The sequence below is a fragment of the Ruegeria sp. AWH4_226 genome (assembly GCF_056159225.1).
The window spans coordinates 2,129,773-2,152,537 of sequence record NZ_JBSWUU010000001.1; the positions used below are offsets into that span (position 1 = coordinate 2,129,773).

Genomic DNA, 22,765 nt, shown 5'->3' on the forward strand with positions numbered 1-22,765 from the left:
GAAGACATGAGCCGAACCGACCCCTTCCGCCCGGTCGACGATACTGCCCGTACGCTGGCCCGCGAGTTAATCGATGGCGCGCGCCATGCCGCACTTGCTACCTTGCGACCGGACCTTGGGCTGCCTTCGGTATCGCGCATCGCGCTGGCCACGGATGACGCAGGCGGACCAGTGACGCTGATCTCGACCCTGGCGGATCATACCCAGGCGCTGCGTACCAACCCAGCCTGTGCGCTGTTGGTCGGGGACCCCGGCGAAACCGGTGACCCCCTGACCCATCCTCGGTTGACGCTGCACGCCAAAGCCCGGTTCATTCCACACGAAAGCACCGACCATACTACTTTGCGGTCGCGATATCTGACCCTGCGACCGAAAGCGAAACTCTACGTCGATTTCGCCGATTTCGGTTTTGTTCGGTTCGACATCTCAGATGCTTTGCTAAATGGTGGATTCGGCAAAGCGTGGCGGCTTACCCAAGCAGATCTGTGGCCCGGTCAGCGCACCACGTGAACCGCGCAGGCGGCATGACGCACCACATGGTTGGTGGTCGACCCCAGCAGAAGGTCCTGCATGCCCGGCCGATGTGACGCCATGATAATCAGGTCCGGTTTGTGAGTTTCCGCCCAGTCCAGAATGGTGCGTCCGGAATGCCCCTCAACCACCTCACCGATCGCATTGGGCAGTTTGGCCGCCAGGTCATCCAACTCGACCTTCAATGCCTTGCGGGCCTCGGACAAATATTCGGGCGGCATATACGAAATCGCGTAGCTTGGGATGTGTTCGACCACATGCAAGAGCGTGACCCTTGCATCTGGTGTCGAGAGCAGTTCAGCCAGTTTTAGCGGTCCGGAAATGTCCCGTTCAGCATCAAAGGATATAGGGACAAGAATATTGTTATACATGGCGCGCGCCTCCGTTTTCGTTTCTGCAACCTGAATGGCGCGGCGCGCCAAGTCATTGATCTAGGTCAGAAACTGCCGAATGTTTCGGCCACATCATACATGACCGGCTCAAAGCTTTTGCACAGCTCGTTGATCTTGCGGTTGCGATCCCGCATTTCAGGAGTGCGCAGCATAGCCAGAAAATCTTCGCGCCGGGTCCACTGCGAGTAATTGGCAATTCGCGTCTGTGCATCATTGACGTGCAGACCAGCCGCAACGAACCCTGGCTGTTTCGAAATAAACTCGGAATAGGCATCGGTCAGCGCCTCAAGCAGGTCTTGGCAGGTGCCCGGAGTCATTTCAAAAGTGGTTATAACTGTCTGGACGCTCGCATTCTCGGAAATTTTCGGCATCTGGATACTCCCTTATCTACCCAAATACTAACACAGTATTCGGCAAGGTCTTGCGTTTCGCTGGATGACACCGCCTCTTTTGTTGGTTTCCAAGAAGTGAACAGATTACTAACCATCTGTTAACCACACGGGCCGATGCTTTGCGCATGTGCCGAGTCGTTTTTCTTTTTTCACTTCTCTTGGCCGCGGCCCCGGCTTGGTCCGGTGCATGGCTACGTGAAAAAGATGCCGCATTCACTGCGGCCTCGGTTACGGCTTTCAAAGACCCGGATGGGAGTTACAACTACAAAACCGCGCTGTATGCCGAATTTGGACTCAGGCCAAATGTGACAATCGGATTGGACTTGGAGCAAAACCGGGACTACTTTGGCCACGCACTTGTATTCGCGCGCATTCCGGTTGCTGATTTCGACAACTGGGGACGTTTTGCGGCAGAGTTCGGCGCTGGCGCTCACTATAGGCTGCTTGGGTCCTGGGCGATGTACAAATTGACCCTATCTTACGGTAAGGGGTTCCAGACCGGATGGGGCAACGGATGGTTGGCGGTTGAGGCGGCATGGGAGAACCGCACGCATGACGCAGTGTTCCGCAAGCTCGACATTACCGCTGGCCTGTCCGGGGACAGGCTGCTTAACCCCATGATGCAAATTGAAACAAGCTACACGCCTGAAAACTCGCTGTTTTGGACTGTTCGGCCCTCTGTCCTGATTCGTGGGCGAGACAACGGAAGGACCTGGGTGCTGGGCTTTGAACGCAATAAGGCCCGCAACGACACGGGTGTAAAATTTGCACTCTGGAACACGTTCTGAAGTCAGCGAATTGGCCGCCCGTGCGGGGGCGGCCACAAAGGACATTAACTTTCCATACGAATGAGGGTTGAGACTTCCCCACTCACGGCCTCGGGCCATCGCAGGTTGATGGCGTCTCGCCCGGCTCCCTGCTCCAACTCGACATACGGGCTCGCATAAGCCGTCAAGCCAAATACGTTCTTCAGCGGGCCCAGCGCCGTAACCGCATCGCAGCTGCGTGCAAAGCCGCCAAATGGCAGCTCTCCGGCGGCTTTAATCGACCATGCCTGCGATGGGGAACCTTGCGAATGCGTTACCCGCAAAGGGTTCGCAACTTTTTGGTCCACTCCATGAAATGTATTGTTTTCGAACATAACATTCCGATGCGCATAGTTGTTCAGACTGGCAAAAGAGGTGTCCACCTGCTCTACCCGATTTATGCTTCCGCTTGTGGACCGAAACTTGTTCCCTGTGATGACCACACCATTCAGGAAATGCCCCGCGCCATGTGGGCGGATGGTGATGTAGCTGAACCAGGGCGCAACTTCACTGGAATAGAAAATATTGTCGGTGATTGCCATCGAACTGAACGAAAACCCAGCTCGGTAGACAGGATCTGCATCCCGTTCGTTGGTCCACTGGATAAAGCAGTTGTCGATATAATTCCCCGAGATGGTCGAACTGTTATACGTGCCGATCATGATCAATCCGGGACTGCGAACGCCTTGCGGAATACTGTCACCCTGGAAAAAGTGATTGCCAAGGATCATGTTGTTCGTACCGCCCAGAACGGCAAAATGCAGGAACCGCACGGCCCTATTGTGGCGCAGCTTCACATCATTGGCCGTGGCATTCAGTGCGATGGACTTGCGATCCGAAACATTGAAAGACTCCTCGGTGGACAGAAACTGGCAAGTATCGATTAACATTCCCTGGCATCCCGTCCCGATCGAGGTGATCCCGCGGTCTTTGGGGCGACTGATAAAACAGTTCGCCAACGCGAAGGTGCTGCCGGACGGGGCCAGACGGATGGCGCTGCTGCGGCCGTTGCACTGGAACTCGATCTGTTCCATTCCGAACTTGCGCAGCGTGCTGAAACCACTGAAATCCAGTAGATATTTGAACGACAAAAAGGTGAAGGTCTGCGTTCCGGCAGCATCATAAATTGGTGCATTCAGCGTAATCTCACCCGCGCCCTCATTCTTCGAGCGGACATAAATCTCGCGCCCGACGCCGCTGCCCTGCACAAGCGAACCGACCGGGATGTTGGCAACATTGGCCACGTTCACCAGACGTGTCGGGTCGTTGGGATTGTATGTTGCGACCGAGGTGAAAGTCTCGGTATCCCAGGCCGAGCTGTTTTGGACGTCGAATTGTCCATTGCGGATCACACGGCGGGTTGAGAAACCGGATTGCCGGTTCGGAACCGCTGCAGCCATGTCTATCGGTTCGCTGACAGACACCTTGCGCCCGCCCATATCCAATGATTCATGGTCCGAATTGTTCAGCAACGCCTGAAACGCTTTCTTAAACGCCAGCATTTCGTTGCCAAACGCGTTGATGTAGGTCGGCAGATCAAAGCTTTTGGTCAAAAGCAGCATCTTATCGTCCGGCATCGTAACTGTGCCCTCGAAATCAATCTCAGATGCCATTGAGGTGTTCTGCGCCAGAAAATAAGTCCCGCCGGGAACAAATACCCGACGACCGTTGGCAGCCTGATCCGCTGCTTCGAACGCGGCGGAGTCATCTGTTACCCCATCCCCAACAGCACCAAAATCGCGGACATCGACCAGACTGATTAGATTCCGCAAGAATACGCCGGTGACGTCTGTGATCTCAATATCATCGACACGCACCACGGCTCCGTTCGCTCCGTCAATGTCGATACCGAAATGGCCGTAAAGCGCCTCGACGCCCCAAGGCATGTCGACACCGGGCCGCTGGCCTGTACCGACAATTGCGGTGATTTCATGCACCGTGCCGTAAGCGGATAGCTGCGTTGCCGGTCCCTGCTCGACAACACCGGTGACTTGCACATCCCCGGCACCGCCCGCCCAGCCCGCGATACGCACATCCGGTAGCGGGCCGCTGATGGCTTTGACGCGTGCTTTGATCTGCAGGTAGCAGCCCGGCAATAACGGGGTCTGGCCCATGTAGCGCAAACGCTGCGTTGCGTTGACTTTCAAGATTTCGAGGCACCCGCCAAAATCCGCATCAGCGGGTACAAAAACGCCGGTTCCCGACCCGTCATAGGTCGGAGAACCCGGCGTTCCATCGCCACTGGACCATACATTCAGGCCAGTCGCGAAAGCAGGCGGCGTGAATACGATGCCATCGGTGATTGCCTTATTCATAGAAATCCCTTTCCCAGTTGCGCCAGCGGCGGCCCGCCACGCGCATAAACCCAGTGTCCGGGGCGACACGTCCCGAACGCAAAAGCCTGAGTACTGAAAAGGGATTAACCGTCGCTCATATCACCGTGACGGTGATGTTGCATCAGGCCGCAGGGTCGGAATTGCCCAAAAGCTGTACGCCGTTGATTTTCCAACCATTCTCAAGCGGAACCATTTGGTAATCGAGAATGTGTACCTGGCCATCAATGTCGGTGATCATGACCTTTTGCCATAGCGATCCAGCCACATCTCGCAGTTCCAGAAACCGCACTTCGGACGGGCGCCAGACCATCGGATAGCCACGCTTCACCATCACGCCGAAATTCTCGGGCGTCTGGAACAGGCGCTGGATACTGGGGCTGGCGTAGGTAAAGGCTTTGGCAAAGTCGTCCGCCTCAAACGCCTGAATTTGGGCCGCGATGTTTTCTTCGATCTCATCGCTCTGGGCAAATGCGGCCGAAGCAAGACCGGCAACAAACGAAATAGTTAGCAATAAACGACGCATGGGGCTTCCTCCTGAACCAAGGGTAGCCCCACGCGATGTCAGGTCAAATCAGACCAGATCTCCGGCCAGTGCTTTGTCGATCAGGTCGATCGTTTCGCTCACGCCGTATAGCGCGATGAACCCACCGAATCGCGGCCCCTGCGAGGCGCCAAGCAGCACTTCATAAAGCGCCGTGAACCAACCGCGCAGCGGATCGAACCGCTCGCGCCCGATCGAGTAGACCACCGATTGCAGCGCTTCGTCTTCGATAGGACCGTCATAAGACTCCAACGCAGCCCTCAACGCCTCCAGCGCCTCACGCTCCTGATCCGTCGGCGCACGGTGCTGACGTGTCGGTTTGACAAAGTCGTTGAAGTACCGCACCGCAAACCCGGCTGCCTGATCGAGGTCGGGATGACTCTCGGCTGTGGCCTCGGGCGCATAGCGGCGGATAAAGCCCCAAAGCGCCTCCTTGTCCTCGGCACCAGAAACCGACGCTAGGTTCAATAGCATTGCGAAAGGCACGATCAGCGTGGACTCTGGAACATCACCGCCGTGGATGTGCCAGACCGGGTTGTTCAACTGCGCCTTCAGGTCTTGCCCCGGATACGCACGCAACTGCTGGTGATACTCATCATAGGCTTTTGGGATCACATCAAAATGCATCCGCTTGGCCGTCTTGGGCTTTTGATACATGAAATAGGCCAACGACTCGGTCGGCGCATAGGTCAGCCATTCGTCAATCGACACACCATTGCCAGATGACTTGGAAATCTTCTGACCGTTCTCATCCAGGAATAACTCATACGAGAAATGCTCAGGTGCGCGTCCGCCCAACGCGCGACAGATCCCATCGTAGATCTTTTCGTTGGTGGCGTGCTCCTTGCCATACATCTCGAAATCGACGCCCAACGCCGCCCAACGCGCACCAAAGTCCGGCTTCCACTGAAGCTTGACGTTGCCACCGGTGACGGGAACGGTCCATTCCTTGCCATCCTCGTCATCGAAGGTAACGGTATAGGTCTCGGCACAGACCTTTTTCATGGGCACATACAGAACCCTGCCCGTTTCCGGATGGATCGGCAGGAAGATCGAATATGTTTGCTGCCGCTCTTCCCGCAGGCTTTTCAACATGATGGCCATTACGTCATCATATTTCTCAACAGCACGCTTCAAGGTTTCGTCAAACTGGCCGGACGCGTAGAACTCTTTGGCCGAGTAAAACTCATACTCGAACCCAAACGTGTCCAGAAAACGCCGCAGCATCGCGTTGTTGTGCTCGCCAAAGCTGGGGTATTCGCCAAACGGATCAGGAACCGAGGTCAGCGGGCGCTGTAGGTGTTCTTCCAGCTTCTCGGGATTGGGCACGTTGCTGGGGACCTTGCGCATGCCGTCCAGATCGTCCGAGAAACAGATCAGCTTGGTCGGAATGTCGGACAGTGCCTCAAAGGCGCGCTTGACCATCGTGGTCCGCGCCACCTCGCCGAACGTTCCAATATGCGGCAATCCCGACGGGCCGTACCCAGTTTCAAACAGCACGTATCCCTTTTCCGGAGCGCCTTTCTGATAGCGTTTGAGCAACCGGCGCGCCTCTTCAAAAGGCCAGGCCTTGGACGACATCGCGGTTTCGCGCAGTTCAGACATTTTTATTTGCTCCATCGGGAAAAACAGCGTCAGCCGCCGCATGCAACCGACCGGCCCCTCCTATTGTGCCGGTGCAGCATGAGTCAATAAAGCGCGTTGTTTTTCGTGATGGAAAGGCAGTTTTACGTAGTCAACTGGTCCAGTTTGGCGGCCCAGATAAAGTCATTCTCGCTGAGACCGCTGATTTCGTGCGTGGTCAGCTTTACGTCAACATAGCCCCAACCAAAAGTTACATCCGGGTGATGCCCTTGCTGATCCGCCAGCCAGGCGCAGAGGTTGGCCAGATAGGTCGCCTTGGCGAACCCTTTGAATTTGTAATGACGGCTCAGCTCTTTGGTTTCTGCGTCCAGTTTCCAGCCGGGCGCAAGTTCGGCCATGTGGGTTTCGGCCTCGGATTTGGTCAAAGCCGGAATGCCACCGGAACATGGTACACAGGTTCGGTCAGATAGGCTGCAGGTTTGTCCTGATCTGGTCATGATCCGTTCACTCCGCTGCGGTTGCTTTGGGTGGGAACTTGTTCGGCAGCACTCCAAGGGATTGCGCCTGACGGACATCCGCCAGAAGATCGCGATCGGCGGCTGCAAACAGTTCCTCAGGTGAGTTTAACACGAAATAGCCCATCTGGTGCATGTCGATCCGGTACGGCGTGCGCAGGATCGTCAGGACATCAAACGGGTCGCGGTCGGGAATGTCGCTTTCCACGGAATAGACCAATTCGGTCGGCGAAGACGCAAGCCCAGACCCCAGCGCCTTGATCTCACCATCCTGAATTCGAAGCCCAAATTCGATTGAGAACCAATAAAGCCGGATCAGCCAGGCGTAGTCTTTTTCGCTGGCCTGCACCCCCGCCTTTCCAATCGCATGACTAAACGCCGCAAAGCGCGGATCGCTTAGTAACGGTGTATGACCGAAAATCTCATGAAAAATGTCGGGCTCTTCGATGTAATCGAAATCCTCGCGCGACCGGATGAAGGATGCGGCGGGAAAGACCCGGTCTGCCAGCATGCCAAAGAAGGTCTTGAACCCGATCAGCGCCGGCACCGGCTGTACCCGCCAACCTGTCAGGTCCATCAGGCGCTCGGAGATATCGGCGCAAGACGGTACGCGGGTTTTTGGCAAGTTTAGCCGGTCCAACCCGGCAAGATAATCACGGGCCATGTAGCGCTGCACGTTCTTCTCTTGGGCGGCATAGAGATCGGCCCAAACCGCGTCTTCCTCGGCCGAATAGGCGATATGGCCGCGCGCATCGGCCACCTTGGCGATGTATTTGGTCGATTTTGGCATTACTTTTTTTCCTTGAGGAAAGTATAGCCGCGCAAACTGATGAATTTGGTTTGGTAGATGATGGTTTTGCCGCTATTTTGGTAAATATATATCGCCACGGCATCATTTATGAAACAAACACTTCAATCCGCTGACATTGCCATCCTGCAGCATCTGCAAACCGATGGGCGCCTATCGATGCAGGAGCTTGCAGACCGCACTGGCCTGTCTGCCTCGCAATGCTGGCGTCGCGTACGCGATCTCGAAGCGTCTGGTGTGGTGTCCGGGTACGCTGCGCAGGTACGAGCTAAATCTGTAGGTCTGGACGCCATCGCGTATGTTCACGTCGCCCTGCGCGATCACCAAGAGGAAAGCATCACGTCGTTTCAGCGGCTTGTTGAGACAGAACCGCAGATCGTCGAATGTGCTTCGATCACCGGCGATCATGATTTCATTCTGAAGGTCTATGCAAAAACTCCTGAGAACCTTGAACACTTCATCATGCAGCGGCTGCTGAAATCCGGCTTGGTGCGCGATACCCGCAGCAATTTCGTGCTGCGCCAGACCAAAACCAGGGGACCGTTGCCGATTCTCTGACCGGGTCGGGGGCAAAATCCGTTGAACCTGCCTGTCAGTCCACCTATCGTGCGGGTGCAGAAAAGCCCAATCAGGACGACACCATGACCCAACAAGTAGCCCACCCAATGTCCCCACAGGATTGCCTTGTTGCGATCATGGTTGCGATCTCTGCGTCGGACGAAACGATTCGGACCGCCGAATTGGTCAAGATCGAAGGCGCGGTTAACATGTTGCCGATATTTGCAGAATATGACACCGACCGCACACGGCGCGTAACCCAAGTCGTCTTCGACCTTTTCGAACAGGAAGACGGGCTCGACGCCCTGTTCGGCCTGATCCGCGACAACCTGCCGGACCGGCTGCATGAAACGGCTTATGCGCTGGCCTGTGATGTCGCCGCGGCGGATGGCTCCCTGGCTGAGACCGAGTTGCGCCTGCTGGAAGAAATCCGCTACGAGTTGAACATTGATCGCCTGCACGCAGCGGCCATTGAACGGGGTGCCCGGGCGCGTCACACAACCTGAGATCAACTGCCTTGCAGCGATCCCCATCGTTCGATCAAAGCACGTTGCAGCTTACGGGACCTGCGGTTCCAGCTGCGAGCGCCGTCGGGACGTTCGCGCAGCGCGCGGGGGATAGTCGCGCGGTGGACGACATCGGCGGTGAATATGGCAAAGGCAAGCTCTGATCCATCCGGAGCTGTTATAAACCCGCCCAATCCTGACACGAAATTCAATGTTCCGGTCTTGGCGTCAACCTTGATTGGATGATCCTTGACCGGACGGCCCTGGCTATCGACCAGAACGAACTTTTTAAGTAGCGGCCGCAATACGCCATCCTTTCGGGCAGCGACCAAAGCTGTCACCAGATCTTCAGGGGCTACACGGGACGCATCACCCAACCCCGAATGATCCACCATCGAGATTCCGGTCACACCATAAGTCTCATTAGCCCATAGGTTCATCTCGGCCGCCGAATCCGCCAAGCTTTGAATATCCGCCCCGCGCGCCCTGGACGCCGCCATGCCCACCATTTCTGCGGTGATATTGGTTGAGTATTTCAGCATCCCCCGCAGGATGCTTTCCAAAGGATCACTCTGGTGAACAACCAAAACCTGCCCCTGGGGCGTTTCCCGCGTGATCTGGACACGTCCAAGAACAATCCCGTTGGACCGAGCCAGAGTCCGGAACACATCCCCCGCGTACAGCGCAGGTTTACGGACAGGCAGCCAACGCGCGCCACCATTGCCCAACGCAGCGCTGGCGACTGTCCAGCGATCCTGCCGCGCGCTTGGCTGATAGGTGTAGATAGGCAAGTTACGCTTCTCAACCCGCATCGCGGCCGTATCAACGGACGGTCTGTAGCGGGCAGTTCGGGCATCCATGGTCACATCATATCCGTTGCCGGCCCGCTTCCACTCAAAATGGACACGGTTGAAATTCAGCGAAATGCCACTGATGGACGGGCTGTATCCCAGATGATCCGGCTGCCCCGGATCAACGCTGAACACATAGGGCAGCGCACCATCATACACCTTGAACGCCCCGCGTACCTCGGTAATGCCGGCTTCACGCAGGTTTGCGGCCATGTTGGCAAGGTCATCGGTGTCCAATAACGGGTCCGCGCCACCCACGAGGATCAGATCGCCCTCCAACACCCCATTTAAGATGGGACCATCCGCCATCAACGCAGTTTCAAAGCAGTGGTCCGCACCCAGAACATCCAACGCATAAAGCGCGGTCAAAGCTTTGCCGACACTCGCGGGTGGCAAACCATGAGTGCCGCCAAACGCCTCTAGCTGCGCGCCGGTTTTCACATCGGCCACAGCAAAGACAACCTCGCCTCGTAACCTTGCAGCCTCAATAAGGCGCTCTGCCCCGCTGGGCAGGTCGCCCCGCATCTGTGGCCGAAGGGAATGCAAAGGCGCATCGGCCAAGGCCTGGCTCGACAGGACCGAAATCCCCAGACCAGCAAGAAACAGACGACGCGAAATACGTTCAACCATGGGTCAATTAAAATCCCAGAGATCACAGGCGCACAACCATTGAATGAGATTATGCGCCGATGGGGGCTATTCGGGCAACACTGTGTCGCCCCAAACGCCTCGGCTTCGAATCTCGGTCGAGCTAACTTTGATCATCGGTGCGTTGACAAAACACCACGCCGGAGCCCGCGCCCGCCCCAGCAAGTGCCGCGCCTGACCGTCGATACGGTATTTTGCGTAAATCCGCGCTGCAGGAGACATCCTTGCGGAAATCCTGTCTCCCGGTCGCGCGACAACACCCACGGGAACGCTGTCCATGATCAAACGCCAGTCTTTCCATTTGTGGAACTGCGCCAGATTGTCAGCCCCCATCAGCCACACGAATTTCACGTGTGGATAAAAGCGTCGCAACGCCGCGAGCGTATCAGCAGTTGCCCGTGTCCCGGTTAAGGCCTCCAGGTCAGTGACTTCAACGCGCGGATGCCTCATCACCGTCTTGGCCGCATTGACCCGTCGCGCCAGCGGTGCCGGCCCATGTTCCTTCAGTGGATTGCCCGGCGACACCAGCCACCACACCCGATCCAGTCCAAACGCTTTCATCGCCTCAAGCGTGACATGCACATGCCCCGGATGCGGCGGATCAAATGACCCGCCGAACAAACCCACAACCTGCCCGGACCGCGCATATGGAATAGAGCTTCGCAACATCCCCTGCTGATGTTCAGAACTGCGGGTCGTTGTCAATCGACCGGTTGCACCACATCGCCCAGCTTGACCCATCCGGGCCGCACCACTTCGGCGCACCAGCCCCCATGGCCACGGACAGCGGAATAGGCACCCTTTCCCAGCGCCTCCTCCATCCGGCTGCAGGGCGCGCAGATGACGGTAAAGCGCAAAACCGCCTCGCCCACCTGTACCTCGCGCCCCTTGAGCGCCGACAGATTGATCCCCGATACCACCAGATTGCGCCGCAGAATGTCCGGTGTGACCGATCCTTGCCCCAGATATGAGCCAATCGCCGAAAGATGCTCTTGCTGGATCAGCGTCACCGCCCGCTTACCCGCGCGGCCCCGGTCGCCATCTAGCCCATTTGCAGTCAGGGCAAGCTCTTCAACTACAGTCATGGGCGCGCGCCGATCCGGCCGCACACCGATCCATTCGATCCGTCCGGGCTGTGCCCAACCTGCGATCAATTCAGCCAATTCCGACAAATCACCCCCCTACCCCGTGCCGCCAACCTATCCGACACGCGTGAGCGGTAAAAATCACAAAACCTCCAGCTTGCCCCGCCCGCCCGGCTTGGATATCTAGCGTTTCAACCTGAATTCCCCGACCCAGAGGACGCGACATGGCCGCCTATCAATATGTCTACCACATGCAGGGTGTCTCCAAGACCTATCCCGGTGGCAAGAAGTGCTTTGAAAACATCCACCTGAGCTTTCTGCCCGGTGTGAAAATTGGCGTCGTCGGCGTCAACGGCGCGGGTAAGTCGACGCTGATGAAGATCATGGCGGGCCTCGACACCGACTACACGGGTGAGGCATGGGCGGCCGAGGGCGCCAAGGTTGGCTATCTGCCACAGGAACCGCAGCTGGATGAAACTCTGTCAGTACGTGAAAACGTCATGCTGGGCGTGGCCGCGAAAAAGGCCAAGGTTGATCGGTTCAACGAAATCGCCATGGAGATCGCCGAGAATTACTCGGACGAGCTGATGGAGGAAATGACCACCCTGCAGGACGCGATCGATGCGGAAAACCTGTGGGACCTCGACAGCCAGATTGATGTCTCAATGGAGGCGTTGCGCTGCCCGCCGGACGACGCCAACATCGCCAACCTCTCGGGTGGTGAGAAACGTCGTGTGGCGCTTTGCAAGCTGCTACTGGAAGCGCCTGACATGCTGCTGCTTGATGAGCCGACCAACCACCTGGACGCCGAGACGATCGCATGGCTGCAACAACATCTGATCGACTATAAAGGCACCATCCTGATCGTCACCCACGACCGTTACTTCCTGGATGACATCACCGGCTGGATTCTGGAACTCGACCGCGGCCGCGGCATTCCCTACGAGGGCAACTACTCCGCATGGCTGGAACAAAAAGCCAAACGGCTGGAGCAGGAAGCCCGCGAGGACAAGTCCAAGCAGAAAACCCTGCAGCGCGAGTTGGAATGGATGCGTCAGGGCCAGAAGGCCCGTCAGGCCAAATCCAAGGCCCGGATCAACGCCTATAACGAGCTGGCAGATCAGTCCGAACGCGAAAAGCTCACCCGCGCGCAGATTGTCATCCCCAATGGCCAGCGCCTTGGCGGCAAGGTGATCGAGGTCGAGGGCCTGTCGAAACACATGGGCGACAAGCAACTGATCGAAGGGCTGGACTTCGCCCTGCCCCCCGGCGGCATTGTCGGTGTGATCGGGCCCAACGGTGCCGGTAAATCGACCCTGTTCAAGATGCTCACCGGGCAGGAACAGCCCGACAGCGGCACCATCACGCTAGGCGATACGGTGCAGTTGTCCTATGTCGACCAGTCCCGCGACGACCTGCAAGACAACGACACCGTATGGGAGGCAATCACCGGCGGTGCCGAAATCATCCAGCTGGGCGATGCGCAGGTCAATTCCCGCGCCTATTGCTCGTCCTTCAACTTCAAAGGCGGCGATCAGCAAAAGAAGGTCTCGCTGCTGTCAGGTGGTGAGCGCAACCGCGTCCACATGGCCCGCCTGTTGAAAGAGGGCGGCAACGTCCTGCTGCTGGACGAACCCACCAACGACCTCGACGTCGAAACCCTACGTGCACTGGAAGACGCCTTGGTCGACTTCGCCGGCTGTGCCGTGGTCATCTCACACGACCGCTTCTTCCTCGACCGGATTTGTACGCATATTCTGGCGTTTGAGGGTGATGCGCATGTTGAGTGGTTCGAGGGCAACTTCGAGGACTACGAAGAAGACAAAAAACGGCGTTTGGGTCCTGATGCGCTAGAGCCCAAGCGGTTGAAACATAAGAAATTTGTGCGGTGATCAGCTTTATACAGGCCCGTAAGGACAAATGGATGCGCAGCGTCCGAAAAAGAGTCGTACCTTGGCAAGTGCGGCGTATGCTGCAAAGTACCCCTGAAAACTGCGTCATTGTCGCCAGCAATGGCCGGTCAGGCAGTACGATGGTTTTCCTGGCCCTGTTGGATTCACTAAAAAATATCAAGCCGAGGGCTGCCAAACAGTCATATTTCGTCGCGCGCCTGAAAAGCGCAAAATTTCGCGCGCCTTGCGTATACAAGACACATGACTTCCCCCAAGCTTTGTCCTCGTGGCCGGAAAACACGCGGGTGGTGTTCTGCTTTGGGCCATCCAAGGACTCCGCGTTTTCCGTACATGCGGCGATGGAGGGGTATGGTGCGGACTGGATCGAGTCGCATTTCTATCACCTGCACGCTGATGGAACCTACGATGAGCTGTTCGAACGCGACGTTCTTCAGCAGGCACGCCAAATCAAGGAATGGGTGACTTTCGAGGACGTTCCCGTTCTGTGCATCCACTATGACGCGATTTGGGAATATCGGGATACCATCGCTCGATTCAGCGGGCTGAAATTCAATCCACCTGAACGACGGGACCGCGCGCCCAAGGACATTCCGGCGGACCTCAGGGCAAAGGCGGATCGTCTGTATGATCCGATCGACGAGGTGATCGACCAGTTGCCACGCTGTTTTATTGCCTCAAAACGATACGAAATGACAGTTCAGGAACTGCCGATATCAGAATAGACGCATCTATTTGCGGCGCCCCGTCCTAGCCAAGAGTCGCGCTTGCCGGTCGCCGTTTTTTCCAGCACAAATCCGGATCAAGCAGGTTTTGACCTGTTGAACTACAACACCATGTCGTTGCAACAGCGTTTAATCTTGGCAATACAACAAAACTGTTTCAGGGTGCGTTGCTGGACATATTCGACGTATTCGGTCAGCCAAAGGATCAAATGGGTGAGAGTGCTTTTCTCCAAGGGCCTTGTTTTCATATCCAAACCGCGCTGTGGCTCTACATCAATCCGTATCCGGATGGGGCAGTTTATTTCGAGGAAAGACCGCGATTTTGCAGTCGACGAGGCCGAAGATAGTCCTGTTTTTCATCCCCATGACATGGCCCCGTTCGTCAAAGCAAAACTGGCGGAATTGTACCCAGACCACCCCAAGCTTACCTATTTCGTGACCACGCGAAACCCAATTGACATGCTTTGGTCCTATTATTGTTTTTTTCAACCAGACTCCGAATGCCGCTATAACTACGCGCCAGATTGGAGCGGAGGTTCAGCGATGGGTTTTGAAGAGTGGATTCAGCATGGCAGAGTTGGTATTCGGGACGGCCGGCATGAATTTGTTCCCGATTGGATTTCGACCGAAAACCTCTCGCCCCTCAGCCTTGAGGCCTACTCAATTGATCGCACGGGCAACAACCATATCGACCAAGTGTTTCGGCTCGAAAACGCAAAAGAACTGAACAGTTGGGTTTCCAGCCGACTTGAAAGCCGAAGATTTCCCGCCCTGTCCGAAGCGTTTAAGACCCGCAGCTTCAAGGCGTATTCCAGGACACGAAAATTACATAAGTCCCTGCCTCACATAAATAAATCTCAGGTCTCAGGGACGGCTACACGCAATCTAGCGCCTCACGACCTATCAGAAAACAGCATCAAAGCGATCCGGATGATGTTCCCGATGGAAAGCAAGATGTACAACCTCTGAGCAGACCTTGCTCCAATCGGCTGTTTGTTGCCCAGAATATAACTCCGTCCGACGCCACTTGCCCTGTGCCCTTCCTGATGCCATATAGGCGTCGCTTACGTTTTTCTACTTCGACCTACTGTCTCCTTTATCGGCGCTCAGTCATTCGATCCAGACGACGACGCCGGGCTGCCGCAACCCCGTGGGCAGCAACAAAACAGGAGAATACGGATATGCCAGCAGGCACCGTTAAATGGTTCAACACAACCAAAGGATTTGGTTTCATCGCACCCGAAGAAGGTGGCAAAGACGTGTTTGTACACATCTCAGCCGTCGAGCGTTCGGGCCTTACCGGTCTGGCCGACAACCAGAAAGTCACGTTCGAGCTGCGCTCGGGTCGTGACGGCCGCGAAAGCGCTGACAACATCCAGCTTGCATAAGCAGCCTTAAGGGCAGAGGATTCCTCTGCCCTTTCTTGACCAGATCAGCCCCCCGCATCGTTTCGTGACCTGCGGGTGTGGCTTGGTGATGACATCAAATTCCAGTTACTTTCTGCAGCGATTGACCAAATCGGCTATCCTCTGGACATTTTGTCCAGGTTTATTCAATTTTGTCTAAGAGAGCTGCCATGTTCACGCGTCGTACATTCCTGACAGCATCTGCCGCTGCCGGCCTTGTGCCCGGCATTGCAACGGCAAAGAACCAAGCTGTCGAATACGATCCCACGCCACAATACGTGCGGATCAAAAAAGACTTCCTACCGGGCCAGTTGCTTGTGGTGCCACGGTCCTTCTACCTTTACTTCGTGACCGAGCCACGCAAGGCGATCCGCTATGGGTGTGGCGTCGGCAAGGCCGGGCTCGAGTTCACGGGCACCGCCACGATTGACGTCAAGAAAGAATGGCCGACATGGCGCCCAACCGACGAGATGATCGAGCGTGAACCCATTACCTATGCCCGTTTCAAGGATAACGACTATGTGCAGCCCGGCGGTAGTGACAACCCGCTCGGCGCACGGGCGCTGTATTTGTTCCAGAACGGGATCGACACTTATTTCCGAATTCATGGCACAACTCAGCCGCAAACCATTGGGCGCGCAGCGTCAAACGGCTGTATCCGGATGTTGAATTCTCATGTGATAGATCTGTATGCGCGCGTGCCGATCGGCACGGTGGTCACGGTCGTCTGATCACTTCTGTGTAGCGCGCGCAAGGTCCAGCACATAGGGGCCAAGGGTTTCTACGATCAAGGCCACGCCTTGGGCGTTTGGATGAATACCATCAGGTTGCATGAATTTCCGTGCGGCATCCGGATCGCTTTCGGCAGTCAGTCCGGTGAAGAAACTTGGGGCATAGCCTGTTTCATAGGCTTCAGCCAATTCTGGGTACATCGCGTCAAACGCCTCTTTGTACTCGACCCCATAGTTTCCAGGTGCCTGCATCCCGATCAGCAAAACCTCGACATCTGACGCATCGGCGGCCTGGATAATCGCCTCAAGATTGGCGCGCGACACCGCCGGGTCGATCCCCCGCAGCAAGTCGTTTCCACCCAGCGCAACGATTATTCCATCGACCTCGGAGGTCAGGGTCCAGCCTACTCGCGCTGCGCCACCGGCAGTCGTATCACCGGACACCCCCGCATTGATCAAGCGGACATCTTCACCCTGCGCCTGCAACCAACGCTGCAATTGAGGCACAAATCCGTCCTGTTGCGGCAGTCCGTACCCTTGTGTCAGCGAATCTCCCAAAGCGGCGATGACGACCTGCTCGGCTGTGGCTGCAATGCCGCAACACATAAACAGCACCGACATCAAAGCCTTGCGCAACATCAGAACTGCTCCATATCCCAATTGATCACTCCCATTTGGACAGACTTATGACAACACCCGTTCTTTCGCTTCAAAATGCCGCTTTGTCGCTGGATGGCAATGCCGGGCGGGTGAATATCCTGCACGATATCACTTTGACGGTATCGCAAGGCGAAACACTGGGGCTGGTCGGGCCGTCGGGGTCGGGCAAATCCTCGCTGCTCATGCTGCTGGGCGGGTTGGAAAGGGCAACGGCGGGCGTGATCACTGCCTTGGGACATAACCTGACCGATATGGATGAAGACGCACTGGCCCGATTGCGACGCGACGCGATGGGGGTCGTTTTCCAAAATTTCCACCTGATCCCGACGATGACGGCACTTGAAAACGTGGCTACGCCGCTGGAATTGGCCGGACATCGCGACGCATTTGATCGTGCAGGCGCAGAGCTTGAAGCCGTTGGTTTGTCGCATCGCCGCGATCACTATCCGGCGCAACTCTCGGGGGGCGAGCAACAACGGGTAGCCTTGGCCCGGGCATCCGCGCCGCGGCCTCAGATTTTGCTGGCCGATGAACCAACCGGCAATCTGGATGAAACGACCGGTGCCGCCATCGTTGATTTACTGTTCGATCTGCGCGACAGGCACGGGGCTACTTTAGTTTTGGTCACGCATAGCCACAGTTTGGCGCGCAAATGCGACCGGGTCGTTCGGCTAAGAGACGGAACCATTGCCGAAGACATCCAGCAAGAGGCCGCAGAATGAGCCTGCGGCTGGCCGCTCGTCTGGCGCGCCGTGAATTACGGGGTGGCCTACCGGGCTTTCGGGTGTTTCTGGCTTGTCTGGCGCTTGGTGTTGCCGCCATTGCTGCCGTTGGATCGGTGCGTCAAGCCATCCAGACCGGCCTGACCGAGGAAGGTGCGGCATTGCTGGGTGGCGACGCCCAAATGGAGTTCACGTACCGCTTCGCCAGTCCGGAAGAACGCGACTGGATGTCTCGGACCGCAACGGAAGTCTCCGAGGTAGTCGATTTCCGGTCGATGGCAGTGGTCCGGCGGGGCGAGGAACCCGAGCGCGCGCTAACACAGGTAAAATCAGTGGATGCGGCCTATCCAGTGTTGGGCCTCCCCCGGCTTGACCCGGAACAGCCGTTATCCACCGCTTTGGATGGCGCGCAGGACTTGCCCGGCGCAGTCATGGACCCGGTGCTGATGGATCGGCTGGGCTTGTCCGTCGGAGACCGCTTTGCCCTTGGCACACAGGATTTCGTGCTGATGGCCGCCCTGATCCACGAACCGGACGGTGCGGCAGATGGATTTGCCCTTGGGCCGCGCACATTGGTTCGAACGGAGGACTTGCGGGCATCTGGCCTGTTGGTGCCGGGAACGTTGTTTTCCACCAAGTACCGTCTGGCACTGCCACCCGACACCAACTTGGACAGCCTGTCAGCCGCCGCACGGCAGAGTTTCGACGGCACCGGCATGCGTTGGACCGACGCACGCAATGGTGCACCGGGGATTGCCGAGTTTGTCGCCCGTCTAAGCGCTTTTCTGGTTCTTGTGGGGCTGTCCGGGCTCGCAGTCGGGGGTATTGGTGTTTCAGCTGCCGTCCGGGCCTATCTGGCGCAAAAGACCGAAACCATCGCGACGCTGCGGACCTTGGGGGCAGATCGCGCGACGATCTTTCAAACCTACATGATACAGATCGGTGTCCTGTCCGGCATCGGCATCTTTTTGGGACTTGTATTGGGTGGTGTGCTTCCTGTTCTGCTGGCCCCGCTGATTGAGGCTCAATTACCAGTACCTGCAGTTTTTGCGCTTTATCTCCGTCCGCTGGCCGAAGCCGCACTTTACGGAGCGTTGACAGCTTTTTTGTTCACGCTCTGGCCCCTCGCCCGCACAGAAGAAGTACGCGCAGCGACACTGTTCCGGGATGCGCTATCTTCGGCGCGCACCCTTCCTCGCATACAGTTCGTGTTGGCAACCGGCGTCGGGCTGGCGCTGCTGGTCGCATCAGCGGCATGGTTCAGCGGCTCGACCCGCTTGACGCTCTGGACCAGTGGAGGGCTGGTGGGCGCGCTTCTTCTCTTGGCCTTGTCTGCCGTCGCGATCCGCAAGCTGGCCCGCATCAGCACCACCCCGGCGCGCGGGCGTCCCGCCCTGCGGTGGGCGTTGTCCGCTATCTCGGATCCGCGTGAAGGGGCGGCCTCGGTCGTGTTGTCTCTGGGCTTGGGGCTTTCGGTTTTGGCTGCTGTTGGCCAGATCGACGGCACATTGCGCAACGCGATTTCGGGCAACTTGCCGGATGTGGCGCCGTCGTATTTCTTTGTCGATATCCAAAAGGACCAAATGCCCGGCTTTACCGAACGGCTGGACTCTGATCCCGCCGTCAGCCGTATCGAAAGCGCGCCGATGCTGCGCGGGATCATCACCCAGATCAACGGACAGCCCGCGCGCGGGGTGGCGGGTGATCATTGGGTGCTGGATGGCGACAGGGGCGTGACCTACTCAGCCGCTCCGCCGAACAATACCCGGATCACGGCAGGGGAATGGTGGGCTGACGACTATGCGGGCGTGCCACAAGTCAGTTTTGCGGCAGAAGAGGCCGAAGAAATGGGTCTGTCCCTTGGCGACGAATTGACCGTGAACATCCTGGGCCGGGATATCACCGCGCAGATCACCTCGCTGCGCGAAGTTGATTTTTCAACCGCTGGCATGGGCTTTATCATGTCGATGAATCCGTCAGCCCTGGCAGGTGCCCCGCACAGTTTTATCGCCACTGTCTATGCTGAGGAAAATGCTGAGGCTGCCATCCTGCGTGATCTGGCCGGGCAGTTTCCGAACATCACTGCCATCCGGGTGCGTGATGCGATTGACCGCGTGTCAGGTCTTTTGGCGGGATTGGCGGCGGCAACCTCTTACGGTGCAGGCATTTCGTTGCTGACCGGATTTTTGGTTCTGATCGGAGCCGCCGCCGCAGGAGAAAGCGCACGTCGCTACGAATCCGCGATCCTCAAGACGCTAGGTGCAGACCGCCGACGTATCCTGTTCAGTTTTGCTCTGCGCTCGGTCCTTCTTGGCGCGGCAGCAGGCGGCGTTGCCCTGCTGACTGGTATAATCGGAGGTTGGGCCGTTGCCACCTATATCTTTGACACCGGGTTCGTTGTCATCTGGTCTTCGGCACTGGGCATAGTCCTTGCCGGCATCGCCGTAACATTGGCCGCAGGCATTCTGTTTGCCCTGCGCCCCCTGGCGGTTCGCCCGGCCCGTATCTTACGCGCCACGGACTAGCGGACGCAGGCCACCGGTTGCAGGATCTGCAACAGCCGGTCATTGTCACAGACCAACGCGTCCAGCGTAATTTCGTCCAGCGAGGCGTAAAAGACTTCGGCAGCATCCCGTAGCGCCACCCGCAATCTGCACGCATCCGTTAGCGGACAGGTGTTGTCGGCATCGGCAAAACATTCTGCAATCGGCAGGTTCCCCTCCACATGGCGGAACACCGACCCGATACGAATCTGATCGGCGGGGCGCGCCAGAGACATGCCGCCGTTGCGACCGCGTTGGGTGCTAAGGTAGTTCAGCTGGCTTAGTTGATTGATCACCTGCGCCAGATGGTTTTCCGAGATATTGCAGACATCCGCGATCTCGGCCTTTGTCACCAACCGATCCGGATGCGCAGCACAATACATCAACAGCCGCACTGCAATATTTGTCCGCTTGGTAATACGCATGATGCCCTCCCTCACTTCAGCGTAAGACCTTATTGCATGTCTGATAAAAAAGCGGTTTGACATACATCAATCGCATTTGAAGGACATAAGCCCATGGCTGACCCCTATTTCTTTGGCTACGGCAGCCTTGTGAACCTCTCGACCCATGATTTCCCCGATCCGCGCCCAGCCCGGTTAAAAGGATGGCGGCGCGCATGGCGCCACACGGATCTGCGCCCGGTGGCCTTCCTGACCGCAGTGCCGGACGCGAATTGTGAAATCGAAGGGATGATCGCCCATGTCCCCGGAAACGACTGGGCTGCTTTGGATGAACGGGAATGGGCCTATGACCGGGTGCCCGCCACTCAGTCGGTCACGCATCCCCTGACCCACAAGGTTGAGATCGCCGTTTACGCAGTGCCGCACGAACGCCAAAACGACCCGACCAACCGCCATCCGCTGTTGCTCAGCTATATCGACGTCGTGGTGCAAGGATATCTGCGCGCCTTCGGAGAAGAGGGTGCCGACCGGTTCTTTGCCACGACCGACGGGTGGGAGGCCCCAATTCTGAATGACCGCGCTGAACCGCGATACACGCGCCACCAGCGGCTGAAATCAAACGAGACAGAGTTTGTAGACGACCGCCTGCACCGCCTTGCAGTCCGGTTCGTTCAGTCGGCATGAAAAAGGCAGGACCCGTTGGCCCTGCCTTTCACGCATTCAGATGCGCCGTGATCAACCGCGCGCGCGGATCACCTGAAGCAGTGGCAGCAGGGCTGCCATTTCCGGCCCGCGTTCCATGCCAGTCAGCGCCTTGCGGAGTGGCATGAACAGCGCTTTTCCCTTGCGGCCAGTGGCCTCTTTCACCGCGTTCGTCCAAGTGCCCCAGGTTTCTGCATCGAACGGACCCTCGGGCAGCAAAGCGACGGCCTCAGCAATAAATTCGCGATCTTCATCGGCGATCAGAGGCTCGGCCCCGTCGCGGCACAGCTCCCACCAGCCTTTCAGGTCACCCAGAGTAGTGATGTTCTCACGTGCCATTGCCCAGAAGTCCTCGGCCAGCTCGTCCGGCACACCAGCCTTCGAAACCGCGTCGGCAACGTCCGCCAGTGGCAGGGATTGCAGATGCTTTGCCGTCAACGGGAACAGGTCCTGCACGTCGAACTTTGTTGGTGCGGCACCGAACCGGCTGACGTCAAAGCCGTCGATCAATTCGGCCATGTCAGAGCGCAGCTCGACCGGGTCCGACGACCCCAGACGCGCCATCAGGCTCAGCAGCGCCATCGGCTGAACGCCCTGCTCGCGCAGGTCGCGCAGCGCCAATGTGCCCAGACGTTTCGACAGCGCCTCACCCTGCGGGCCGGTCAGCAACGAATGGTGTGCGAAACGCGGGCATTTTCCGCCCAGCGCCTCGATGATCTGTATCTGCGTCGCGGTGTTGGTCACATGGTCCGAGCCGCGCACCACATCGGTCACGCCCATCTCGGTGTCGTCCACGACCGAGGCAATCGTATAAAGAACTTGGCCATCACCCCGGATCAGGACGGGATCAGAGACGGATGCCGCATCAATCGAAATATCCCCCAGGATACCGTCAGTCCACTCGATCCGTTCATGATCCAGCTTGAAACGCCACACGCCATTGCCACGCTCGGCGCGCAGAGCTTCTTTCTCTGTCTCCGACAGGTTCAACGCGGCCCGGTCATAGACCGGCGGCTTACCCATATTCAGCTGCTTTTTCCGCTTGAGGTCCAATTCGGTCGGCGTCTCAAACGCCTCATAGAACCGGCCCATTTCGCGCAGCTTGTCAGCCGCCTCGGCGTACCGGTCAAGACGCTCTGACTGACGCTCGACCCGGTCCCAATGCAGGCCCAGCCACTCCAGATCCTGCTTGATCGCGTCGACATATTCCTCTTTCGACCGCTCGGGATCGGTATCGTCGATACGCAGGATGAACGTTCCACCCGCCTTGCGGGCGATCAGATAGTTCATAAGGGCGGTGCGCAGGTTGCCCACATGGATAAAACCGGTGGGCGAAGGGGCGAAACGGGTCGTGGTCATGGAGCTCTCCTGTTGGCGCGGCTCTTGTCACAGGATTGGCCAATTGTCCA

At 57.4% G+C, this 22,765-nt stretch carries 25 protein-coding genes; 12 read left to right on the plus strand and 13 right to left on the minus strand.

All coding sequences use genetic code 11. The annotated features are described in order from the left end of the window. Positions 1 to 6 precede the first annotated feature (6 nt). On the plus strand, positions 7 to 510 hold the full coding sequence (locus ACXAET_RS10470) for a HugZ family pyridoxamine 5'-phosphate oxidase (protein WP_475184351.1): 504 nt from the start codon (positions 7 to 9) through the stop codon (positions 508 to 510). Here ACXAET_RS10470 and ACXAET_RS10475 read toward each other — a convergent pair. Next, entirely contained in the window at positions 495 to 902 is a 408-nt protein-coding gene (locus ACXAET_RS10475; RefSeq protein WP_475184353.1) for a universal stress protein, read from the minus strand. The genes ACXAET_RS10470 and ACXAET_RS10475 overlap by 16 nt on opposite strands. A 65-nt stretch (positions 903 to 967) precedes the next feature. After that, positions 968 to 1,294, minus strand: coding sequence for an antibiotic biosynthesis monooxygenase family protein (locus tag ACXAET_RS10480; protein ID WP_068338276.1), 327 nt, complete (start codon positions 1,292 to 1,294; stop codon positions 968 to 970). Positions 1,295 to 1,440: 146 nt separating this feature from the next. Here ACXAET_RS10480 and ACXAET_RS10485 point away from each other — a divergent pair, with 146 nt between their 5' ends. Continuing rightward, on the plus strand, positions 1,441 to 2,103 hold the full coding sequence (locus ACXAET_RS10485) for a hypothetical protein (protein WP_475184356.1): 663 nt from the start codon (positions 1,441 to 1,443) through the stop codon (positions 2,101 to 2,103). 44 nt (positions 2,104 to 2,147) lie between these two features. Here the strand turns inward: ACXAET_RS10485 and ACXAET_RS10490 are convergent, their stop codons facing one another. The 5 genes from ACXAET_RS10490 to phhA all read right to left on the minus strand — a co-directional run bounded on the left by ACXAET_RS10490 (position 2,148) and on the right by phhA (position 7,887). After that, positions 2,148 to 4,436: a glycosyl hydrolase family 28-related protein gene (locus ACXAET_RS10490; protein ID WP_475184359.1), complete on the minus strand. Its 2,289-nt coding sequence runs from the start codon at positions 4,434 to 4,436 to the stop codon at positions 2,148 to 2,150. Between the two features lie 142 nt (positions 4,437 to 4,578). Beyond that, on the minus strand, positions 4,579 to 4,980 hold the full coding sequence (locus ACXAET_RS10495; protein ID WP_475184361.1) for a DUF4864 domain-containing protein: 402 nt from the start codon (positions 4,978 to 4,980) through the stop codon (positions 4,579 to 4,581). A 48-nt stretch (positions 4,981 to 5,028) separates the two neighbouring features. Further along, a complete protein-coding gene (locus tag ACXAET_RS10500) occupies positions 5,029 to 6,603 on the minus strand; it encodes a lysine--tRNA ligase (protein WP_475184365.1) in 1,575 nt (524 codons plus the stop codon). A gap of 122 nt (positions 6,604 to 6,725) precedes the next feature. Continuing rightward, on the minus strand, positions 6,726 to 7,079 hold the full coding sequence (locus tag ACXAET_RS10505) for a 4a-hydroxytetrahydrobiopterin dehydratase (protein WP_475184369.1): 354 nt from the start codon (positions 7,077 to 7,079) through the stop codon (positions 6,726 to 6,728). Positions 7,080 to 7,086: 7 nt separating this feature from the next. Beyond that, a complete protein-coding gene (phhA, locus tag ACXAET_RS10510) occupies positions 7,087 to 7,887 on the minus strand; it encodes a phenylalanine 4-monooxygenase (protein WP_475184373.1) in 801 nt (266 codons plus the stop codon). Between the two features lie 108 nt (positions 7,888 to 7,995). On the opposite strand from phhA, the gene ACXAET_RS10515 reads away from it, so the two are divergent. Both ACXAET_RS10515 and ACXAET_RS10520 read left to right on the plus strand, forming a co-directional pair. After that, positions 7,996 to 8,463: an Lrp/AsnC family transcriptional regulator gene (locus tag ACXAET_RS10515; protein WP_475184375.1), complete on the plus strand. Its 468-nt coding sequence runs from the start codon at positions 7,996 to 7,998 to the stop codon at positions 8,461 to 8,463. An 83-nt stretch (positions 8,464 to 8,546) separates the two neighbouring features. Then, positions 8,547 to 8,969 (plus strand): tellurite resistance TerB family protein, encoded by a 423-nt coding sequence (locus ACXAET_RS10520; protein WP_475184378.1) that lies wholly within the window; start codon positions 8,547 to 8,549, stop codon positions 8,967 to 8,969. A gap of 2 nt (positions 8,970 to 8,971) precedes the next feature. On the opposite strand, the gene dacB is transcribed toward ACXAET_RS10520, so the two are convergent. The 3 genes from dacB to ACXAET_RS10535 form a co-directional block, all read right to left on the minus strand. Beyond that, entirely contained in the window at positions 8,972 to 10,450 is a 1,479-nt protein-coding gene (dacB, locus tag ACXAET_RS10525; protein WP_475184381.1) for a D-alanyl-D-alanine carboxypeptidase/D-alanyl-D-alanine endopeptidase, read from the minus strand. 66 nt (positions 10,451 to 10,516) lie between these two features. After that, positions 10,517 to 11,137, minus strand: a complete 621-nt coding sequence (locus tag ACXAET_RS10530; protein ID WP_475184386.1) for a nicotinate-nucleotide adenylyltransferase — start codon at positions 11,135 to 11,137, stop codon at positions 10,517 to 10,519. Between the two features lie 32 nt (positions 11,138 to 11,169). Continuing rightward, complete coding sequence (locus tag ACXAET_RS10535) at positions 11,170 to 11,640, minus strand: MOSC domain-containing protein (RefSeq protein ID WP_475184389.1); 471 nt, start codon at positions 11,638 to 11,640, stop codon at positions 11,170 to 11,172. 137 nt (positions 11,641 to 11,777) lie between these two features. Here ACXAET_RS10535 and ettA point away from each other — a divergent pair, with 137 nt between their 5' ends. The 5 genes from ettA to ACXAET_RS10560 all read left to right on the plus strand — a co-directional run bounded on the left by ettA (position 11,778) and on the right by ACXAET_RS10560 (position 16,325). Then, positions 11,778 to 13,445, plus strand: coding sequence for an energy-dependent translational throttle protein EttA (gene ettA / locus ACXAET_RS10540; RefSeq protein WP_475184392.1), 1,668 nt, complete (start codon positions 11,778 to 11,780; stop codon positions 13,443 to 13,445). A gap of 32 nt (positions 13,446 to 13,477) precedes the next feature. After that, positions 13,478 to 14,188: a hypothetical protein gene (locus tag ACXAET_RS10545; RefSeq protein WP_475184394.1), complete on the plus strand. Its 711-nt coding sequence runs from the start codon at positions 13,478 to 13,480 to the stop codon at positions 14,186 to 14,188. A 42-nt stretch (positions 14,189 to 14,230) separates the two neighbouring features. Continuing rightward, positions 14,231 to 15,157, plus strand: a complete 927-nt coding sequence (locus ACXAET_RS10550) for a hypothetical protein (protein WP_475184396.1) — start codon at positions 14,231 to 14,233, stop codon at positions 15,155 to 15,157. A gap of 212 nt (positions 15,158 to 15,369) precedes the next feature. After that, complete coding sequence (locus ACXAET_RS10555) at positions 15,370 to 15,576, plus strand: cold-shock protein (protein ID WP_475184399.1); 207 nt, start codon at positions 15,370 to 15,372, stop codon at positions 15,574 to 15,576. 188 nt (positions 15,577 to 15,764) lie between these two features. Then, a complete protein-coding gene (locus tag ACXAET_RS10560) occupies positions 15,765 to 16,325 on the plus strand; it encodes a L,D-transpeptidase (RefSeq protein WP_475184402.1) in 561 nt (186 codons plus the stop codon). Here the strand turns inward: ACXAET_RS10560 and ACXAET_RS10565 are convergent, their stop codons facing one another. Next, the gene (locus ACXAET_RS10565) at positions 16,326 to 16,964 is read right to left on the minus strand and encodes an arylesterase (protein ID WP_475187189.1); all 639 of its coding nucleotides are present in this window, start codon (positions 16,962 to 16,964) and stop codon (positions 16,326 to 16,328) included. It abuts the gene before it with no gap. Between the two features lie 47 nt (positions 16,965 to 17,011). On the opposite strand from ACXAET_RS10565, the gene ACXAET_RS10570 reads away from it, so the two are divergent. Next, positions 17,012 to 17,707 (plus strand): ABC transporter ATP-binding protein, encoded by a 696-nt coding sequence (locus tag ACXAET_RS10570; protein WP_068338243.1) that lies wholly within the window; start codon positions 17,012 to 17,014, stop codon positions 17,705 to 17,707. Next, positions 17,704 to 20,232, plus strand: coding sequence for an ABC transporter permease (locus ACXAET_RS10575; protein ID WP_475184406.1), 2,529 nt, complete (start codon positions 17,704 to 17,706; stop codon positions 20,230 to 20,232). The genes ACXAET_RS10570 and ACXAET_RS10575 overlap by 4 nt, the downstream gene beginning before the upstream one ends. On the opposite strand, the gene ACXAET_RS10580 is transcribed toward ACXAET_RS10575, so the two are convergent. After that, the gene (locus ACXAET_RS10580; RefSeq protein ID WP_224891573.1) at positions 20,229 to 20,675 is read right to left on the minus strand and encodes an RrF2 family transcriptional regulator; all 447 of its coding nucleotides are present in this window, start codon (positions 20,673 to 20,675) and stop codon (positions 20,229 to 20,231) included. The two genes, ACXAET_RS10575 and ACXAET_RS10580, sit on opposite strands and share 4 nt — an antisense overlap. A 93-nt stretch (positions 20,676 to 20,768) precedes the next feature. Here ACXAET_RS10580 and ACXAET_RS10585 point away from each other — a divergent pair, with 93 nt between their 5' ends. Beyond that, positions 20,769 to 21,338 carry a gamma-glutamylcyclotransferase family protein gene (locus ACXAET_RS10585; RefSeq protein ID WP_475184411.1) on the plus strand — a complete coding sequence of 190 codons (570 nt, stop codon included), beginning with the start codon at positions 20,769 to 20,771 and terminating at the stop codon, positions 21,336 to 21,338. 51 nt (positions 21,339 to 21,389) lie between these two features. On the opposite strand, the gene gltX is transcribed toward ACXAET_RS10585, so the two are convergent. Continuing rightward, the gene (gene gltX, locus ACXAET_RS10590) at positions 21,390 to 22,715 is read right to left on the minus strand and encodes a glutamate--tRNA ligase (RefSeq protein ID WP_475184415.1); all 1,326 of its coding nucleotides are present in this window, start codon (positions 22,713 to 22,715) and stop codon (positions 21,390 to 21,392) included. Positions 22,716 to 22,765: the final 50 nt, after the last annotated feature.